General features: G+C 60.8%; 17 protein-coding genes. 1 reads left to right on the plus strand and 16 read right to left on the minus strand.

Translation table 11 applies throughout. The annotated features are described in order from the left end of the window. Positions 1-68: 68 nt before the first annotated feature. The 16 genes from VWZ87_RS17510 to pcaF form a co-directional block, all read right to left on the minus strand. On the minus strand, positions 69-1034 hold the full coding sequence (locus tag VWZ87_RS17510; RefSeq protein WP_340544331.1) for an ABC transporter permease: 966 nt from the start codon (positions 1032-1034) through the stop codon (positions 69-71). Further along, on the minus strand, positions 1034-2128 hold the full coding sequence (locus tag VWZ87_RS17515) for an ABC transporter permease (RefSeq protein ID WP_340544332.1): 1095 nt from the start codon (positions 2126-2128) through the stop codon (positions 1034-1036). The genes VWZ87_RS17510 and VWZ87_RS17515 overlap by 1 nt, the downstream gene beginning before the upstream one ends. Continuing rightward, complete coding sequence (locus VWZ87_RS17520; RefSeq protein WP_340544333.1) at positions 2129-3658, minus strand: ABC transporter ATP-binding protein; 1530 nt, start codon at positions 3656-3658, stop codon at positions 2129-2131. 199 nt (positions 3659-3857) lie between these two features. Beyond that, a complete protein-coding gene (locus tag VWZ87_RS17525; RefSeq protein ID WP_340544334.1) occupies positions 3858-4853 on the minus strand; it encodes a BMP family lipoprotein in 996 nt (331 codons plus the stop codon). Between the two features lie 129 nt (positions 4854-4982). After that, entirely contained in the window at positions 4983-5399 is a 417-nt protein-coding gene (locus tag VWZ87_RS17530; RefSeq protein ID WP_416536464.1) for a GNAT family N-acetyltransferase, read from the minus strand. 54 nt (positions 5400-5453) lie between these two features. Further along, on the minus strand, positions 5454-6050 hold the full coding sequence (gene tsaB, locus VWZ87_RS17535; RefSeq protein ID WP_416536465.1) for a tRNA (adenosine(37)-N6)-threonylcarbamoyltransferase complex dimerization subunit type 1 TsaB: 597 nt from the start codon (positions 6048-6050) through the stop codon (positions 5454-5456). Then, on the minus strand, positions 6040-6603 hold the full coding sequence (locus VWZ87_RS17540) for a NifU family protein (RefSeq protein WP_340544337.1): 564 nt from the start codon (positions 6601-6603) through the stop codon (positions 6040-6042). The genes tsaB and VWZ87_RS17540 overlap by 11 nt, the downstream gene beginning before the upstream one ends. A gap of 168 nt (positions 6604-6771) precedes the next feature. Then, positions 6772-7227, minus strand: a complete 456-nt coding sequence (locus tag VWZ87_RS17545; protein ID WP_340544338.1) for a universal stress protein — start codon at positions 7225-7227, stop codon at positions 6772-6774. A gap of 85 nt (positions 7228-7312) precedes the next feature. After that, positions 7313-8179: a branched-chain amino acid aminotransferase gene (locus tag VWZ87_RS17550; RefSeq protein WP_416536466.1), complete on the minus strand. Its 867-nt coding sequence runs from the start codon at positions 8177-8179 to the stop codon at positions 7313-7315. Positions 8180-8308: 129 nt separating this feature from the next. Continuing rightward, positions 8309-9076, minus strand: coding sequence for a Phenylacetic acid catabolic protein (locus VWZ87_RS17555; RefSeq protein ID WP_416536467.1), 768 nt, complete (start codon positions 9074-9076; stop codon positions 8309-8311). A 66-nt stretch (positions 9077-9142) separates the two neighbouring features. Then, positions 9143-10216, minus strand: coding sequence for a 1,2-phenylacetyl-CoA epoxidase subunit PaaE (paaE, locus tag VWZ87_RS17560; protein WP_416536468.1), 1074 nt, complete (start codon positions 10214-10216; stop codon positions 9143-9145). Between the two features lie 10 nt (positions 10217-10226). After that, complete coding sequence (paaD, locus tag VWZ87_RS17565) at positions 10227-10700, minus strand: 1,2-phenylacetyl-CoA epoxidase subunit PaaD (protein WP_416536469.1); 474 nt, start codon at positions 10698-10700, stop codon at positions 10227-10229. 99 nt (positions 10701-10799) lie between these two features. Further along, on the minus strand, positions 10800-11561 hold the full coding sequence (gene paaC, locus VWZ87_RS17570) for a 1,2-phenylacetyl-CoA epoxidase subunit PaaC (protein WP_416596859.1): 762 nt from the start codon (positions 11559-11561) through the stop codon (positions 10800-10802). Beyond that, positions 11561-11845, minus strand: coding sequence for a 1,2-phenylacetyl-CoA epoxidase subunit PaaB (gene paaB, locus VWZ87_RS17575; RefSeq protein WP_008562338.1), 285 nt, complete (start codon positions 11843-11845; stop codon positions 11561-11563). The genes paaC and paaB overlap by 1 nt, the downstream gene beginning before the upstream one ends. Before the next feature lie 63 nt (positions 11846-11908). Next, the gene (gene paaA, locus VWZ87_RS17580) at positions 11909-12886 is read right to left on the minus strand and encodes a 1,2-phenylacetyl-CoA epoxidase subunit PaaA (RefSeq protein ID WP_260017688.1); all 978 of its coding nucleotides are present in this window, start codon (positions 12884-12886) and stop codon (positions 11909-11911) included. A 23-nt stretch (positions 12887-12909) separates the two neighbouring features. Beyond that, positions 12910-14112 carry a 3-oxoadipyl-CoA thiolase gene (pcaF, locus tag VWZ87_RS17585; RefSeq protein WP_416536471.1) on the minus strand — a complete coding sequence of 401 codons (1203 nt, stop codon included), beginning with the start codon at positions 14110-14112 and terminating at the stop codon, positions 12910-12912. Between the two features lie 316 nt (positions 14113-14428). Between pcaF and VWZ87_RS17590 the strand changes: the two genes are divergently transcribed. Further along, complete coding sequence (locus VWZ87_RS17590; protein ID WP_416536472.1) at positions 14429-16075, plus strand: sulfatase-like hydrolase/transferase; 1647 nt, start codon at positions 14429-14431, stop codon at positions 16073-16075. Positions 16076-16097: the final 22 nt, after the last annotated feature.

Consider the following 16097-nt stretch of genomic DNA (forward strand, 5'->3'; position numbering starts at 1 on the left):
GCCGGAGCCGGGCGTTTGCAGATGCCTTTGGTACAGCCCCTGCGGGCTGTACCAAATTGATGGCTCTATCAGCGCTCCTTGACGTAGGGCTCTCCACCTGCTTTGGGCGGAACCGCCTTGCCGACGAAGCCTGCCAGGATCACCACGGTCAGGATGTAGGGCAGGGCGTCCATCATCTGCACCGGAATCACAAAGTTGCCGATTTCGATGTTCTGAAAACGCAGGGCCACCGCTTGAAGCAGGCCGAACAGAAGGCAGGCACCAAGCGCGTGCCAGGGGCGCCATTTCGCGAAAATGAGCGCTGCCAGGGCGATAAAGCCGCGACCGGCTGTCATGTCCTTTACGAACCCGGCCTGTAGCGCTGTTGCAAGATAGGCGCCGGCAATGCCGCAGAGCAGGCCACAGATCATTACCGCCGCATAGCGCAGACCGACCACGGACACACCGGCGGTATCGACAGCTGCGGGGTTTTCCCCGACCGCGCGCAGGCGTAGGCCAAAGCGCGTACCAAAGAGGATCCAGGCGGTAGCAGGCACCGCGAGGAACGCCAGGTAGACCAGCACGGAGTGACCGGAAAGCAGCTCGCTATAGATCGGGCCCAACACAGGGACATCCGCCAGCGCATCTGCAAACGGCAGGCTGAGAGGCTCAAACCGGCCGCCCGAGAACAGCGAGGGTGTGCGTCCACCCTGCTGGAACCAGTCCTGCGCGATCAGTACGGTCATACCTGCGGCCAGGAAGTTGATCGCCACACCGGAGATCAGCTGGTTGCCACGGAAGGTGATCGAGGCAAGCCCGTGCAGGCCGCTGAGAACCAGCGATGATGCGATACCGGCCAGGAGGCCCAGCCAGACATTGCCAGTGGTCGCAGCCACCGCCGCCGAGAAGAAAGCGGCCATCAGCATTTTGCCTTCAAGGCCGATATCGAAGATCCCCGCCCGTTCGGAAAACAGTCCAGCCAGACAGGCCAGCAGCAGCGGTGTTGCGAGGCGAACGGTGCTGTCGAGCACCTGGATCAGAGTCAGAAAATCCATCACGCTTTCCCCCGGCGCAGAGCAAGGAAGATCCGTTCAAGCGGTCCTCGTACCATATTGTCCAGCGCGCCAGTGAACAGGATCACCAGTGCCTGAATGACGACGATCAGTTCCCGCGGGATGCTGGTCCATAGCGCCAGCTCCGCGCCGCCCTGATAGAGGAACCCGAACAGGATCGCGGCCAGAAACACGCCAAAGGGATGGCTGCGCCCCATGAGTGCCACGGCGATGCCGATGAAACCCGCGCCCTCGGTTGAGTTCAATACCAGGCGCTCGGCCTCGCCCATCACATTGTTGGTGGCCATCATGCCCGCCAGACCGCCAGAGATCAGCATCGCAATCATGGTGATCTTGACCGGCGAGATTCCGGCGTAAAGTGCGCCATATTCGGAGTTGCCATAGGCCCGGATCTCGTAGCCCAGTTTGGTACGCCAGATCAGCAACCAGACCGCAACGCAAGCAGCAAGCGCGACGAGGAAGCTCACATTGGCAGGTGCCGCCTTGGAAAACTCGATCCCGATAGGTGCGAGGAGCTCATGCAAGGACGGCAGGTGGACAGCTTCGGCAAAACGGGCTGTCGCCGGGTCCATCGAGCCTTCTGGACGCAGGAGATTGACCAGCACGTAGTTCAGAACGGCCGCCGCAATAAAGTTGAACATGATTGTGGTGATCACGATATGGCTGCCGCGCTTCGCCTGAAGATAGGCGGGGATCGCGGCCCAGGCCGCACCAAAAAGGGCAGCACCCAGGCTGGCAAAGATCAGTGCCAGCGACCAATGCGGCCAGGGAATATAAAGGCATACGAGGGCCACACCCAAACCACCGAGCATCGCCTGACCTTCACCACCGATGTTGAAAAGCCGGGCGTGGAAGGCCACGGAAACGGCCAGACCCGTGAACAGGAAGTTGGTGGCATAATAGAGCGTATAGCCCCAGCCATAGGTGGATCCAAGCGCGCCCGAAACCATCAGCTTCACGGCGGCAATCGGGTCTTCGCCAATGCCAAGAATCACCAAGGCAGACAGAATAGCGGCCAATACGAGGCTGATCAGCGGGATCAGTACGACATCGGCCCATTTAGGCATTTTATCCATTTACGCGGCCTCCCCCGCGACACCGGCCATCAACAGGCCCAGCTCTTTCTCATCGGTCTGATCGGCCGGGCGCTCGCCCATGATCATTCCGTCAAACATCACTGCAACACGGTCGGCGAGTGACAGGATTTCCTCCAATTCAACCGAGACCAGCAGGATCGCCTTGCCCTGATCGCGCAATTCGACGATTTGCTTGTGAATAAACTCAATGGCGCCGATATCGACGCCCCGTGTCGGCTGCCCAATCAGCAACAGGTCAGGGTTGCGCTCGATTTCGCGGGCAACAACGATTTTCTGCTGATTGCCGCCGGAGAAATTCTTGGCCGCAAGCCAGGGGTCCGGGGGGCGTACGTCAAACTTGGCCATCTTGGCCTCGGTATCGGCGCGCAGCGCAGCATTGTTCATTAACAGGCCGCGTTGGTATTCGGGCGCGTGATGATAGCCGAACGCCACGTTTTCCCAAGCGTGGAAGTCCATGATCAGACCTTCGCGCTGACGGTCTTCGGGAACGTGGGCCACATGTGCTGCGCGGCGGGCGCGGGCATCGGATCCGGCACCTGACAGGGGCAGCGGCGATCCATTGAGACGAATGGTGCCCTGACCTTCGCGCATGCCACCGAGCACCTCCATCAGTTCGGACTGACCGTTGCCGGCCACCCCGGCGATGCCAAGGATCTCTCCCGCACGCACGGTCAGGTCGATATTCTTCACCCGCGCAACGCCCGCCTCATCGACGACACTGAGGTTCTCGATCTCAAGGATCGGCTTGCCGGGAGTGGCGGGAACCTTGTCCACCCGCAGCAGCACCTTGCGTCCCACCATCAGTTCGGCCAGATGTTCGGGGCTGGTTTCAGCGGTTTTCACGGTCGCGGTCATCTGGCCGCGGCGCATCACCGACACCGTATCGGTATACTCCATGATTTCGCGCAGTTTGTGAGTGATCAGGATGATCGTTTTGCCCTCGGCACGCAGCCTGTCCAGAATGCGGAACAGCTGGTCGGCCTCTGCGGGGGTCAGAACCCCTGTCGGCTCGTCCAGAATCAGAATGTCGGCCTGGCGGTATAGCGCCTTCAGGATCTCGACACGCTGCTGCATGCCGACACCGATTTCGTCGATACGGGCATCGGGATCAACGTTCAGCTCATATTCTGCTGCCAGGTCTTTCAGCGAATTTCGGGCCTTGCTGAGAGAGGGCTTCAACAGTTTGCCATCCTCGGCGCCGAGGATGATGTTCTCCAGTACCGTGAAATTCTCAACCAGCTTGAAGTGCTGGAACACCATGCCGATCCCTGCCGAGATCGCCGCCTGGCTGTCGGGAATCTCGGTACGTTTCCCGTGAATCCAAACCTCCCCCTTATCGGCTTTGTAAAAACCGTACAGGATACTCATCAGCGTTGATTTGCCTGCGCCATTCTCGCCGATGATCCCATGGATCGTGCCGGGGGAAACACGGATTGAGATATCCTTATTGGCCTGAACGGGGCCAAAGGCCTTGGAGATGCCTTTTAGTTCAATTGCTGGTGCCGTCATTCGGGCTCCCCTTATTCATCCTGGATCGGTTGGCACAGATTCACGCCGAAGCGAGCGGCGGTTAACATGTGCAATTTGGCCAACCTAGGAAAAACCAAACCCGGAGGCGGCAAAGGCGCAGCCTCCGGGCAATATGAAACCCCCGGTCACCACCATAATCATCAAGAGGATCACGGTGGGCCGGGGGGCAGTTCAGTACTTAGAAGGACAGAGCCGGGCAGCTGTCATCCGACATGTAGTCATGCACGGTGATTTCGCCGGTTGCGATCTTGGCTGCGGCTTCATCAGCGGCGGCCTGCATCTCTTCGGTGATCAGCGATGCGTTGTTATCGTCAACCGCAAAGCCGACGCCGCCGTTCGACAGACCCATGACGGAGAAGCCGGTTTCCAGGTCAGGACCGTCGGAGAAGGCTTCAAACACAGCGTTGTCGACGCGCTTCATCATGGACGTCAGAACTTTGCCCGGGTGCAGGTGGTTCTGGTTGCTGTCCACACCGATCGACAGGATGCCTTCGTCGGCGGCGGTCTGCAGTACGCCAACACCAGTGCCGCCCGCAGCTGCATAGACAACATCAGCGCCCTGGCTGATCTGCGCCTTCGTCAGTTCGGAGCCCTTGACCGGGTCATTCCAGGCCGCAGGGGTGGTGCCGGTCATATTGGCGATCACAGTTGCGTCCGGGTTTGCGGCCTTCACGCCCTCGGCGTAGCCGCAGGCAAATTTGCGGATCAGCGGGATATCCATACCGCCGATGAAGCCCACTGTTCCCGATTTGGACGCTTTGGCCGCCAGCATACCGACAAGGTAGGAGCCTTCATGTTCGTTGAAGACAACAGAACGTACATTCGGCGCATCAACAACCATGTCGATGATCACGAATTTGGTGTCGGGGTAGTCGGCTGCAACCTGGCCCAGAGCGTCGGCAAAAGCAAAACCGGCCATGACGATCGGGTTCGCGCCCGCTTCGGCAAAGCGACGCAGGGCCTGCTCACGCTGAGCTTCGGATTGCAGTTCGATTTCGCGGAAGCTTTCGCCGGTTTCCTCAGCCCAACGCTGCGCGCCGGTGAAGGCGGCTTCGTTGAACGATTTGTCGAACTTGCCGCCCAGATCAAAGATCAGTGCAGGCTCTGCCAATGCGGCACCCGCTGTCAGCGCCACGGCCGCCGCGGCGCTCATCAGGGATTTCATCAGGGTCATAGGGGTACTCCCAATTTGTTGTTCTTGTTGCGGCCAGTTTGACCGCCCCAACCCATGTGTTTTTAAAAAGGTGCGACAATTTAGGCCGTAGCCTGCGGAAAGGGTCAACCGTTTTTTGACCTTTTGGTGTTATTCTGCGGTTTCGGCCTTGCGTAAACTGACGCACATGAGCACTGCGTCCACCGAAGACGCGCCTTCGCGCGGGTAGTAGCCGACCCGCCGCCCGGTTTCGGCGAATCCATAGGAGTGATACAGGGCAAGCGCCGATCGGTTGTCTGCGGCAACTTCCAGAAAGCCATCGGTTGCATCTCTGGCCAGCGCGGCTTCCTGCCAGCTGCCCAAGACCATACGCGCAAACCCTTGACGCCGGTAGTCAGGGTGGGTCGCTATGGTCAGCAGTTCGGCCTCTCCAGCGACAACGCGTCCCAAGGCAAAGCATCGTGTATCGCCGACAGCATAGCTGAACGGGCTGTCGAGGAGGGCAGAAAATTCATCCGCAGACCACGGGCGCCCCTGCACAAAGGCAGCCCGATGGGTGTGGGCCATGTCCTGTGGTGTCAGATTTGAGGGACAGTTTCGTAGCATGGTCGACCGAAGGTATCAGCCATCAATCAGCGTTGGTGGGGCGTCTCTTGCCGGCGCGGCATCAGCAGCCCGCAGGTACAGCGGGGCAGGGGCAACTGCTTCTGTTTGGTAACGGTCGGCGGCGTTGCGGGCGATGGCTTCGGCGATATTCGGCGGAGTTGCCTCGGCCAGCAACTCTAGATCATGCGCGGCGGCAACCGCCTGCGCTTCAACAAGTGGCATCAGCCGGGGCTCGCCTCCGGGAGGCAGTGCATAGACATGATCGCGAGGTGCGGGCACCGCAGCGAGAGTGCCGGGGTGATGGCGTGCGTCAAATCCGTTTACACCGACTGCCGGAATATCCAGCCCCAGCGCCAAACCGCGTGCAGCGGACACGGCGATGCGAATGCCTGTGAAGTTTCCGGGTCCGATACCGACACCAATGGCATCAAGATCCGCCCAAGCTGCGCCACCTTCGGCGAGCACCTCGTCCAGCAACGGCATCAATCGTTCGGCCTGGCCGCGAGTCATCTCCTCCAATCGGGAGGCCAGCACCGTGTCCCCACGCAACAAAGCGGCCGCGCAATGCGCGGCCGATGTATCAAAGCCAAGGACGAGAGCGTCAGACGGCAACGGGGCGAACCTCGGTCACTTCGGGGATGTAGTGGCGCAGCAGGTTTTCGATGCCCATCTTCAGCGTCAGTGTCGACGAAGGGCAGCCTGCGCAGGCGCCCTGCATATGCAGGTAGACCACACCACGGTCAAAGCCGTGGAAGGTGATATCGCCGCCATCCTGAGCCACAGCAGGGCGCACGCGGCTGTCCAGAAGCTCTTTGATCTGGTTGACGATTTCGCCATCCTCACCGGTGTGTTCCGCGTGGCCAGAGGTCTGTTCGCCACCTTCGGAAATCACCGGCTGACCGGACTGGAAATGTTCCATCACCGCGCCGAGGATCGCCGGTTTGATGTGGTCCCATTCAACCGTCTCTGCCTTGGTCACGGTTACGAAATCGTTGCCGAAGAACACGCCAGTCACGCCTGCAACAGCAAAAATGCGCTGCGCCAAAGGCGATGAGCCTGCGGCCTCTGCGCTGGGAAAATCAGCTGTGCCCATTTCCAGTACGGTCTGGCCCGGCAGGAATTTCAGCGTCGCCGGGTTGGGCGTGGATTCTGTCTGAATGAACATGTCGGGCCTCCTTAAAGCGTGGCAGAGATATGCGCCTCCGGTCGGCTTAAGTCAAGATTTGGAACGGTTCTAAAGATGCGGAACCTTGTGGCGCGCGCTGGGGCCTTTCGCTTCGGATCCACTCGCGGCGAGTTCGTGCAACCCGCAGATCGGTCAGCTTGGTAGCGATCAGGTGATCGCTTCCAGTTTTTCTTTAGACAGATCGCCGGGTACGATTGTGATCGGCACCGGCAGGCTGCCGGATGAGCGACTTAACTGGGTGACGAGAGGACCAGGGCCTTTGCGGTCGTCACCAGCGCCCAGTACCAATACGCCGATTTCGGGATCAGATTCGATCTGGGCGATAATCTCTGGCACCGCTTCGCCTTCGCGGATCACGAGTTTGGGTTCGATACCTTGCCGGTCGCGCATCCACTTCGCGAATACTTCAAAATGGGCGTGTATGCGTTCGCGGGCCTCTTCGCGCATCACTTCGCCGACGCCAATCCAATGATTGAATTCGTCGGGTGGAATCACCGAAAGGATTTCTACTCCGCCGCCAGTCTTGGCGGCACGCATGGCGGCGAACCGCATGGCGTTCAGGCATTCGCGGCTGTCATCCAATACCACAAGAAATTTGCGCATATTGATCCTCTGGTTGTTCCGTCTGGATCATGGCGCAAGCCATCCCCCGGCGCAATAGATGAGCACAAAGGCTAGTCGCACGCAGCTATCCACGGCTGCTTGTTGCCCAATCCCAATAGAGATCCCGTGTGCGCTTGGCGATTGGTCCGATCTGGTATTGCCGATCGTCAAAGGCGGCAACTGGCGTGACCTTGCTCATATTGCCGGACATGAAAACTTCGTCGGCGTCTTCAAAGTCTTTATAGCCAAGCACCGTTTCATGAACGGTGACACCATCTGAGCGCAGGTTTGCGATGTGACGGGCACGGGTGATCCCTGCAAGGAAGGTGCCATTTGCAATCGGAGTAAAGACCTCTCCGTCACGCACCATGAAAATATTGGCCGTGGCGGTCTCAGCGACATTCCCCATGGCATCGAGGGCGAGCGCGTTGCTGAATCCTTTTGCGCGCGCTTCACGCAGCATGCGGGCGTTGTTCGGATAGAGGCAACCGGCCTTTGCATTGACCACAGAACTCTCCAGCACGGGCCGGCGGAAGGAGGTGCGTGTCAGAGTCGCTACAGCTGTCGGGGCAGCCATAGGGATTTCTTCCAGACAAAGAGCAAACTGGGTGCTTGCGGGTTCCGGCGCGATCATCGTGGAATCGCCCTCGGTCGCCCAGTACATAGGGCGGATGTAGACCGCGGCATCTGGTGCAAAGAGAGCGAGACCCTCTTTGGCGATGGCGACCATATCGTCGACGCTGACGGTTGGAGCCATCATCAGCGCGTGGGCCGATGCGTTGGCTCTGGCGCAGTGCAGATCAAGGTCGGGCGTGACACCATCGAACAGCCGCGCACCGTCGAAAACCGACGATCCAAGCCAGGCCGCATGGTCAGCGGCCTTCATGATTGCCACATCGCCCTCATGCCAGCTGCCGTTGAAATAGGTGCGAATGGTCTTGCTGATCGCCATGTCGGGCCTCGTTTTTGGTGTGCTGGAACAGGCTGACCCTAGGATGCGATGGGTCAGTCGTCCAGACCTTTTCCGCTGGGTTCTTCCGCCATATGGGTGGGTGTCGGGCGGTGCCTTGATGTCGCCGCTTCAGGCCGGTTCGGGGGCCTCCAGCCCCAGCTCTCGCAACACGCCACGCATCTCGCTTTGCCACCGTGCGCGCAGCTCTGCGTTGCTGCGATGGCGCAACCCCAGTGTGCGAAGGGCTTCGAATTTGTCGGAGTCATCGACCCCAAAGCTGATGGCGACACGTGGCCACCAGTAACCGATGGACTCCTGCAACATACCGATGTCGCCTTCCTGGACGAGACGCGACAGGCCTTCATGGGCAAGCCGCGCGTGATGCGCCTCAATCGGTTGAATGGCGCGGAAGGCCTCGGCCAAGGGCTGGTAGGAGATCATGGACAGTTCTGCCAATTGCACGGCAACGGCGCGTCCCATCAAAAGGTTCATCACCACTGCATCGGCCCAGCCTTCGAGCGGGTAATTGAACACAGCAAGGCGCCGGTCATGTTTGGATCTGGCCTGATCCAGTCCAGCCTCGCGGTCCAGTCGGGCTGTCCAGGGGTGGTGGTCGACATAGCGCTCCGTGTCGGCCCCGAAATCGCCCATGACCTGCAAGACCCGGTCTGCATTGGCGGTTTTTTCCAATACGATCCGGGCGGCAGCCATGCGCGATTTGATCCCCGGGCCTTCGTTTATGATATCGACAAACCCCGCCGCTCCCGCCAGCGCGCTATCCACGAAACTGGCCATGATGGTCATCAGCTCAGCGCGATAGCGTGGCGGTACGTTGGAAGGATTGCTGAGGACGCCACCGGCCGCCAGATAGCTCTCAATGCTCATCTCGTCACTCATGCGATTGTCCTCTTGAGTCTGTTGCTGTGTGTTTCGTCCTGATCGCTCGGGCTCTAACCTAGTGGGCTATTGATCGTAGTCCACCACCACCTGATCACTCAGCGGATAGGCCTGACAGGACAGCACATAGCCTTTTTCGACCTCGTAATCCTCCAGCGCGTGGTTGGCGACCATTTCGACCTCGCCCTCCAGCACCTTGCAGCGGCAGGTGGAGCATACACCTGCCTTGCAGGCATAGGGCGCGTCCATGGCGTTCTCCAGCGCCGCGTCCAGCAGGGTCATGTCCTTGCCCATTTCGATGGTCTGGGTGGCGCCGTCCAGCGTAATCGCGGCCTTGGTCTGGTTGGCGCTGCTGGCCGCATCCGTTGCGGTGGCCTTGCGCTTGGCGCGGCCCGGCTGAGCAGATGCGAACAGTTCGAACTTGATCTGGCTATCGCCTAGACCGGCGGTGCGCAGGGCACTGGCAATACCCAGCATCATCGGCTCCGGGCCGCAGATAAAGGCGGTGTCGACCGACTGGATGTCGATCCAGTGCTCGAACAGCTGGGCGCATTTCTCCTCAGTCACCAGACCGGTGAACAAGTCGATTTCCTGAGCGTCGGATTCCAGTACATGGATCACATTGAAGCGGCCCATGTAGAGGTTTTTCAGATCCTCCAGTTCCTCGCGGAACATGATCGTGTTCACGCCCTTGTTGGCGTAGACCAGCGTGAAGGAGGATTTGGGTTCGGCCTCAAGCGTCGTCTTGAGGATCGACAGCACGGGCGTGATGCCTGAACCGCCGGCAAAGCCGAGGTAGTGCTTTTGCGCCGTCCCGTCGAGCGGGGTGAAGAAGGTCCCCATCGGCGCCATCGCCTGCAGGGTATCACCCGCCTTCAGCTCGGTGTTAGCCCAGGTCGAAAAGGCGCCGCCGTCGACGCGCTTGATGCCGACCTGCAGGATGCCTTCGTCCTTGCCGGCGCAGATCGAGTAGCTGCGGCGCAGTTCCTCGCCGTCGAAGTCGCGGCGGAAGGTCAGGTACTGGCCTTGGGTGAAATCGAATTCCTCAGCCGCGCCACCCGCGGGCTTCAGGGTGACAACCACCGCATCGCGGATGGTCTTGCGGACGTCGGTGACTTCAAGGTCGTGAAAGCGCGCCATCAGGGTCTCCTCAGATGCACTTGAAATAATCAAAGGGTTCGAGGCAGTCCTGGCAGCGCCAGTGGGCCTTGCAGGGGGTCGAGCCGAACTGGCTGACCTTGGTGACATGTTTGCTCCCGCAGTGCGGGCATTTCTCGGGGCCGCCAGCGGGCTGGGGCGGGGCGATGCCGTAAGCCTCCAGCTTGGCGCGGCCTTTTTCCGACAGCCAATCGGTGGTCCAGGCCGGCGAAATCTGCGTTTTGAGCCGCAGATCAGTGATGCCGCGGCCGCGCAGGGCGGTCTCAATATCGATGGCGATCACCGCTGTGGCCGGGCAGCCGGAGTAGGTTGGGGTTACGGTGACTACCAAAGTCTCACCCTCCCAGGCCACATCGCGGATGATGCCCAGGTCTACCAGCGAGATCACCGGGATCTCCGGGTCCGGCACGGCGTCGAGCCAGTCCCAGACTTGGGTGATGCTTGGCTGAGTTGTCACTTGGCTCATGCGGTTACCCTCATTGGCTGTTCCGCCCGGACTTCCCAGCGGAAGCGGGCCTCACCCCCGTTTGACGCCGGGGATGCCCTCAGTTCCTTGGCCGAGGCCTTACCACTTGGCGCCGGGATAGGCGCGCTGCAGCCATTGCATCTGGGTCAGCAGGTGGCCCAGATGCTCTGTGTGCATCGCACCGGTGCACCCGCCTTTGTGGGCAAAGCGGCTTTCGGGAATGGTCAGCGTCGCGTCACCCAGGATGCGGGACACCAGCGCGTCGTATTCTTCGCGCAGGGCCGCCGGATCGGGGGCGATGCCAGCCTTCACCATTTCGGCGTCCACATCGTCGGACTGGAACATCTCGCCCACATAGGGCCAGAGGTAATCCAGCGCCTCCTGCATCCGGCGGTGGCTTTCCCCGGTGCCGTCGCCCAGGCCCACCACCGTGTCGGCAGAGCGTTCCAAGTGATAGGCCACCTCTTTCGAAGCTTTTTCGGCGATTGCTGCAACGCGTTCGTCCGACGACTTCATCAGCCGGCCCAGCTGGATCGAATGCCAGGCGTCAAACAAGAACTGGCGCATCAGGGTGCGGCCGAAATCGCCGTTCGGCACCTCGCACAAGAGCACGTTGCGGAAATCCCAGGCGTCGCGCAGGAAGGCGAGATCGTCGGCGGATTTGCCGTCGCCTTCAACTTCGGCGGCAAGGCCGAGCCACATCTGGGTCTGGCCGATCATGTCCAGCGCAGTGTTGGCCAGCGCGATGTCCTCTTCCAGCACCGGCGCGTGGCCGCACCATTCGCTGACCCGGTGGCCGAGGATCAGGGTGTTGTCCCCCATCCGCAGCAGGAACTGGAAAAATGCGTCTTCGCGGGCCATTACATCGCCCCCACTTCTTCGGGGATGTCAAAGAAGGTCGGGTGGCGGTAGACCTTGCTCTCCGACGGCTCATAAAGCGGGCCCTTGTCGCTGGGCGAAGAAGCGGAAATGTGGTTCGCTTCCACAACCCAGATCGACACGCCTTCGTTGCGGCGGGTGTAGACGTCGCGGGCGTTCTTGATCGCCATTTCCGCGTCCGGCGCATGCAGGGAGCCGACGTGGCGGTGGCTCATGCCGTGCTGGCCGCGGATGAAGATTTCCCAGAGGGGCCATTCGTTTTTCATGTCTCAAATCCTCCTGGCTGAGGGGGCGCTGCGCGTCAGGGCGGGGCGCCGGAATGCTTGGGGTTATTCGGCGGCGTGCCGGCGCGCGGCTTTCTTCTTGGCGTGGGCAAGGAGGCCGTCGCGGACCCAGGCGCCGTCGTCCCAGGCCTTGTTGCGGGCGGCGAGGCGGTCCACGTTGCAGGGGCCGTTGCCCTTGATCACTTCAAAGAACTCACTCCAGTCCGGATCGGTGTAGTCGTAGTGGCCGCGTTCCTCGTTCCATTTCAGGTCGGGATCGGGGATCGTCAGGCCCAGGTATTCGGCTTGCGGCACGGTCTGGTCGACGAACTTCTGGCGCAGTTCGTCGTTGGTGTTCATCTTGATCTTCCAGGCCATCGACTGGGCGGAATGGACCGAGTCCTTGTCGGAGGGCCCGAACATCATCAGCGACGGGTACCAGAGGCGGTTCAGCGCATCCTGGGCCATTTTCTTCTGCTCCGGGGTGCCTTCCGCCATCTTGCGGATGGCGTCATAGCCCTGGCGCTGGTGGAAGCTTTCCTCCTTGCAGATGCGGATCATCGCGCGGGAGTAGGGGCCGAAGGAGGTCCGCTGCAGCGGCACCTGGTTCATGATCGCGGCGCCATCGACCAGCCAGCCCACCGCGCCGATGTCGGCCCAGTTCAGCGTCGGGTAGTTGAAGATCGACGAGTACTTCATGCGGCCATCCAGCAGCATCTCAGTGATTTCGTCGCGGGAGACACCCAGCGTCTCCGCCGCGCAGTAGAGGTAGAGGCCGTGTCCGGCCTCATCCTGCACCTTGGCGAGGAGGATCGCCTTGCGCTCCAGCGTCGGCGCGCGGGTGATCCAGTTGCCCTCTGGCAGCTGGCCGACGATTTCCGAATGCGCGTGCTGCCCGATCTGGCGGATCAGCGTTTTGCGGTAGCCTTCTGGCATCCAGTCCTTGGGCTCGATCTTCTCGCCCGCGTCGATGCGCGCCTGGAAGGCCGCCAGCTTTTCCGGATCGTCCTGGGTTGCTTCGGATTTGATCATCTGAGCATACATGTCTGGGACCTCCCTAGAGTTCGTTACACGCGTTCGAGGATCAGGGCGGTGCCCTGTCCAACGCCGACGCACATGGTGCAGAGCGCATACCGCCCGCCGGTGCGCTGCAGTTGGTAGGCGGCGGTCAGCACCAGCCGCGCGCCTGACATGCCGAGCGGGTGGCCCAGTGCAATCGCACCGCCGTTGGGATTAACATGGGGTGCCGCGTCCGGAAGGCCAAGCTCGCGCAGGGTGGCAAGGCCCTGCGATGCGAATGCTTCGTTCAGTTCGATCACGTCCATCTGTTCGATGGTCAGGCCGGTGCGGGCCAGAACCTTGCGGGTGGCGGGCACCGGGCCGATGCCCATGATGCGCGGCTCGACGCCTGCGGCGGCCATGCCGACGATGCGGGCCATCGGTTTCAGGCCGTTCTTCGCCGCTGCCGCTTCATTCGCCATCAGGATTGCCGCGGCACCGTCATTGACGCCGGAGGCATTGCCTGCGGTCACGGTCTTGTCCGGGCCGTTGACGCCCTTGAGGCCCGCCAGCTTCTCTGCCGAGGTGCCGGGGCGGGGGTGTTCATCGGTGTCCACCACCAGATCATCGCCCTTGCGCTGCGGGATGGTGACCGGGGTGATTTCGTCCTTGAAGATGCCAGCCTCATGCGCGGCGGCCCAGCGGGCCTGGCTGCGGGCGGCAAAGGCGTCCTGATCGGCGCGGGAGACGCCGTAATCCTCTGCCACGTTGTCGGCAGTCTGCGGCATCGAGTCGGTGCCGTACATTTCCTGCATCTTCTTGTTCACGAAGCGCCAGCCGATGGTGGTGTCATAGACCGCATTGGCACGGGTGAAGGCAGAGGTAGCCTTGGGCATCACGAAGGGCGCGCGGGACATGCTCTCGACACCGCCGGCAATGGCCATGTCATAGTCGCCCGCCTTGATGCCGCGCGAGGCCATGCCCACCGCATCCATGCCCGAGGCGCAGAGCCGGTTGATAGTGGTGCCGGGTACAGAGGTGGGCAGGCCTGCCAGCAGGGCCGCCATGCGGGCCACGTTGCGGTTGCTTTCCCCGGCCTGGTTGGCGTCGCCCAGGATGACGTCGTCCAGCGATCCCCAGTCCGCATCCGGGTTCCTTTCAACCAGCGCAGCAATCGGCAAAGAGGCCAAATCGTCGGTCCGCACCTGGCTCAGTGCGCCGCCGTAGCGGCCGATCGGGGTGCGGGTGGCATCGCAGATGAAAGCATCCATGGGTGTTCGCGTCTCCAAATCGCAGCAGTAGATAAGCCGACCATTTAGTCGGTGATACGCGCAGAAGTGATTCTGGGCAAGAGAGATGTAACTAGATTGGATAAAGTGGTGAAATTCTGTAACGTATTAATGGTTCTGTTGCTGATCCTTCATATTTCGGTCGCTCTGCGCCTTTGCGCGTATGATCCATTCAGCGTCGCAGTGGCTGTCGAAAATAGTTTACATGTTGACTAATTGCGAGTGTCCGCTCTGATTGGAGAAGCGCGAGGTATCTGTTCGCTGCGATCTTTGCGGTGACCGGAAAGGGGAGGGGTGAATGAATATTCTCTATATCATGTTTGACCAGCTGCGGTTTGACTACCTCAGCTGTGCTGGGCATCCACATCTACAGACGCCTCATTTGGATGGGCTGGCACGGCGTGGGGTCCGGTTCACCAGAGCCTATGTGCAGTCGCCTACCTGCGGTTCCTCGCGTATGTCGAGCTACACCGGGCGCTATCCCTCAAGCCACGGAGTGCAGTTCAACGGTTACCCGCTGCGGGTGGGCGAATGGACAATGGGTGACCACTTGCGCAAGACCGGGATGAGCTGCCACCTGATTGGCAAGACGCATATGGTTGCCGATGCCGAGGGGCTGGAGCGTCTGGGTCTTGCCCCTGACAGCATCATCGGTGTGCGCCAGACGGAATGCGGTTTTGACCCATTTGTCCGTGATGACGGGCTGTGGGCTGAGGGGCCGGACGGTTTTTATGACAGTAAGCGAAGCCCCTATAATGAGTATCTCAAATCGCAGGGCTACCCCGGCGACAACCCCTGGAGCGATTTTGCAAACGCCGGCGTGGATGGTGACGATATCGCCTCTGGCTGGTTCATGGTCAACGCAGACAAGCCCGCCAATATCGCGGAGGAGGACAGTGAGACGCCTTGGCTCACCCGTGAAGCCATGCGGTTTATCGAAACTGCGGAGAGGGAGGGCGATCAGCCGTGGTGTGCGCATCTGAGTTACATCAAGCCGCATTGGCCATATATTGTGCCTGCGCCTTACCACGATATGTATGGTCCTGAGCATGTTCTGCCCGCAGTTCGTTCGAGCGCCGAGCGCGAGAATGCGCATCCGGTATTTGCCGGTATGATGAACAATCAGATTGGTCAGGCCTTCTCCCGTGAGGAAGTGCGTCAGAAGGTGATCCCCGCCTATATGGGGCTGATCAAACAGGCTGACGATCAGATGGGTCGGCTGTTCTCCTGGCTTGAGGAAACCGGGCGAATGAAGGATACGATGATCGTGGTGACCTCGGACCATGGCGACTACCTCGGCGATCACTGGCTGGGCGAGAAGAACCTTTTCCATGAACCGTCGATCAAGGTGCCGCTGATCATCTACGATCCGCGGCCCGAGGCCGACGCCACCCGCGGCACCACCTGCGATGCACTGGTCGAGTCGATTGATCTGCTTCCGACCTTTCTGGAGGCAGCGGGCGGCGCGGCGGCGCCTCATATCCTGGAAGGGCGCTCATTGATGCCCTTGTTGCGCGGCGAGACTTCAGAGTGGCGCGACTACGCGGTGGCCGAGTTTGATTATGCGACGCTCCCCCTGTCCGAAACACTTGGCCTGGCTCCGAAAGATGCGAGGCTGTTCATGATCGTGGATGCGCGCTGGAAGTTCATGCACGCTGAGGGCGGGCTTCGGCCCATGCTGTTCGATTTGCAGGAGGATCCAGATGAGCTCGTGGATCTTGCCAAAACGAAGGCGCATCAGGAGGTGATCGACCTCATGTACGATCGACTGCTCGAGTGGGGGCTGCGGATGTCGCAACGCATTACCCTTTCTGACGAGCAGATTGCCAAGCGCCGAGGGAAATCGGCGCGCAAAGGGATCCTGTTGGGCGTCTATGAGCCGTCGGAGGTGGATGCAACCTTGACCCAGGCCTATCGTCGACCGGTTCCGAAAGCTGAGAGCTGACCGTCTAGCGCCCAAATACCGC

The organism is Phaeobacter sp. JH20_37, from assembly GCF_048056015.1.
In the GTDB taxonomy this organism is placed as follows: domain Bacteria; phylum Pseudomonadota; class Alphaproteobacteria; order Rhodobacterales; family Rhodobacteraceae; genus Phaeobacter; species Phaeobacter bryozoorum.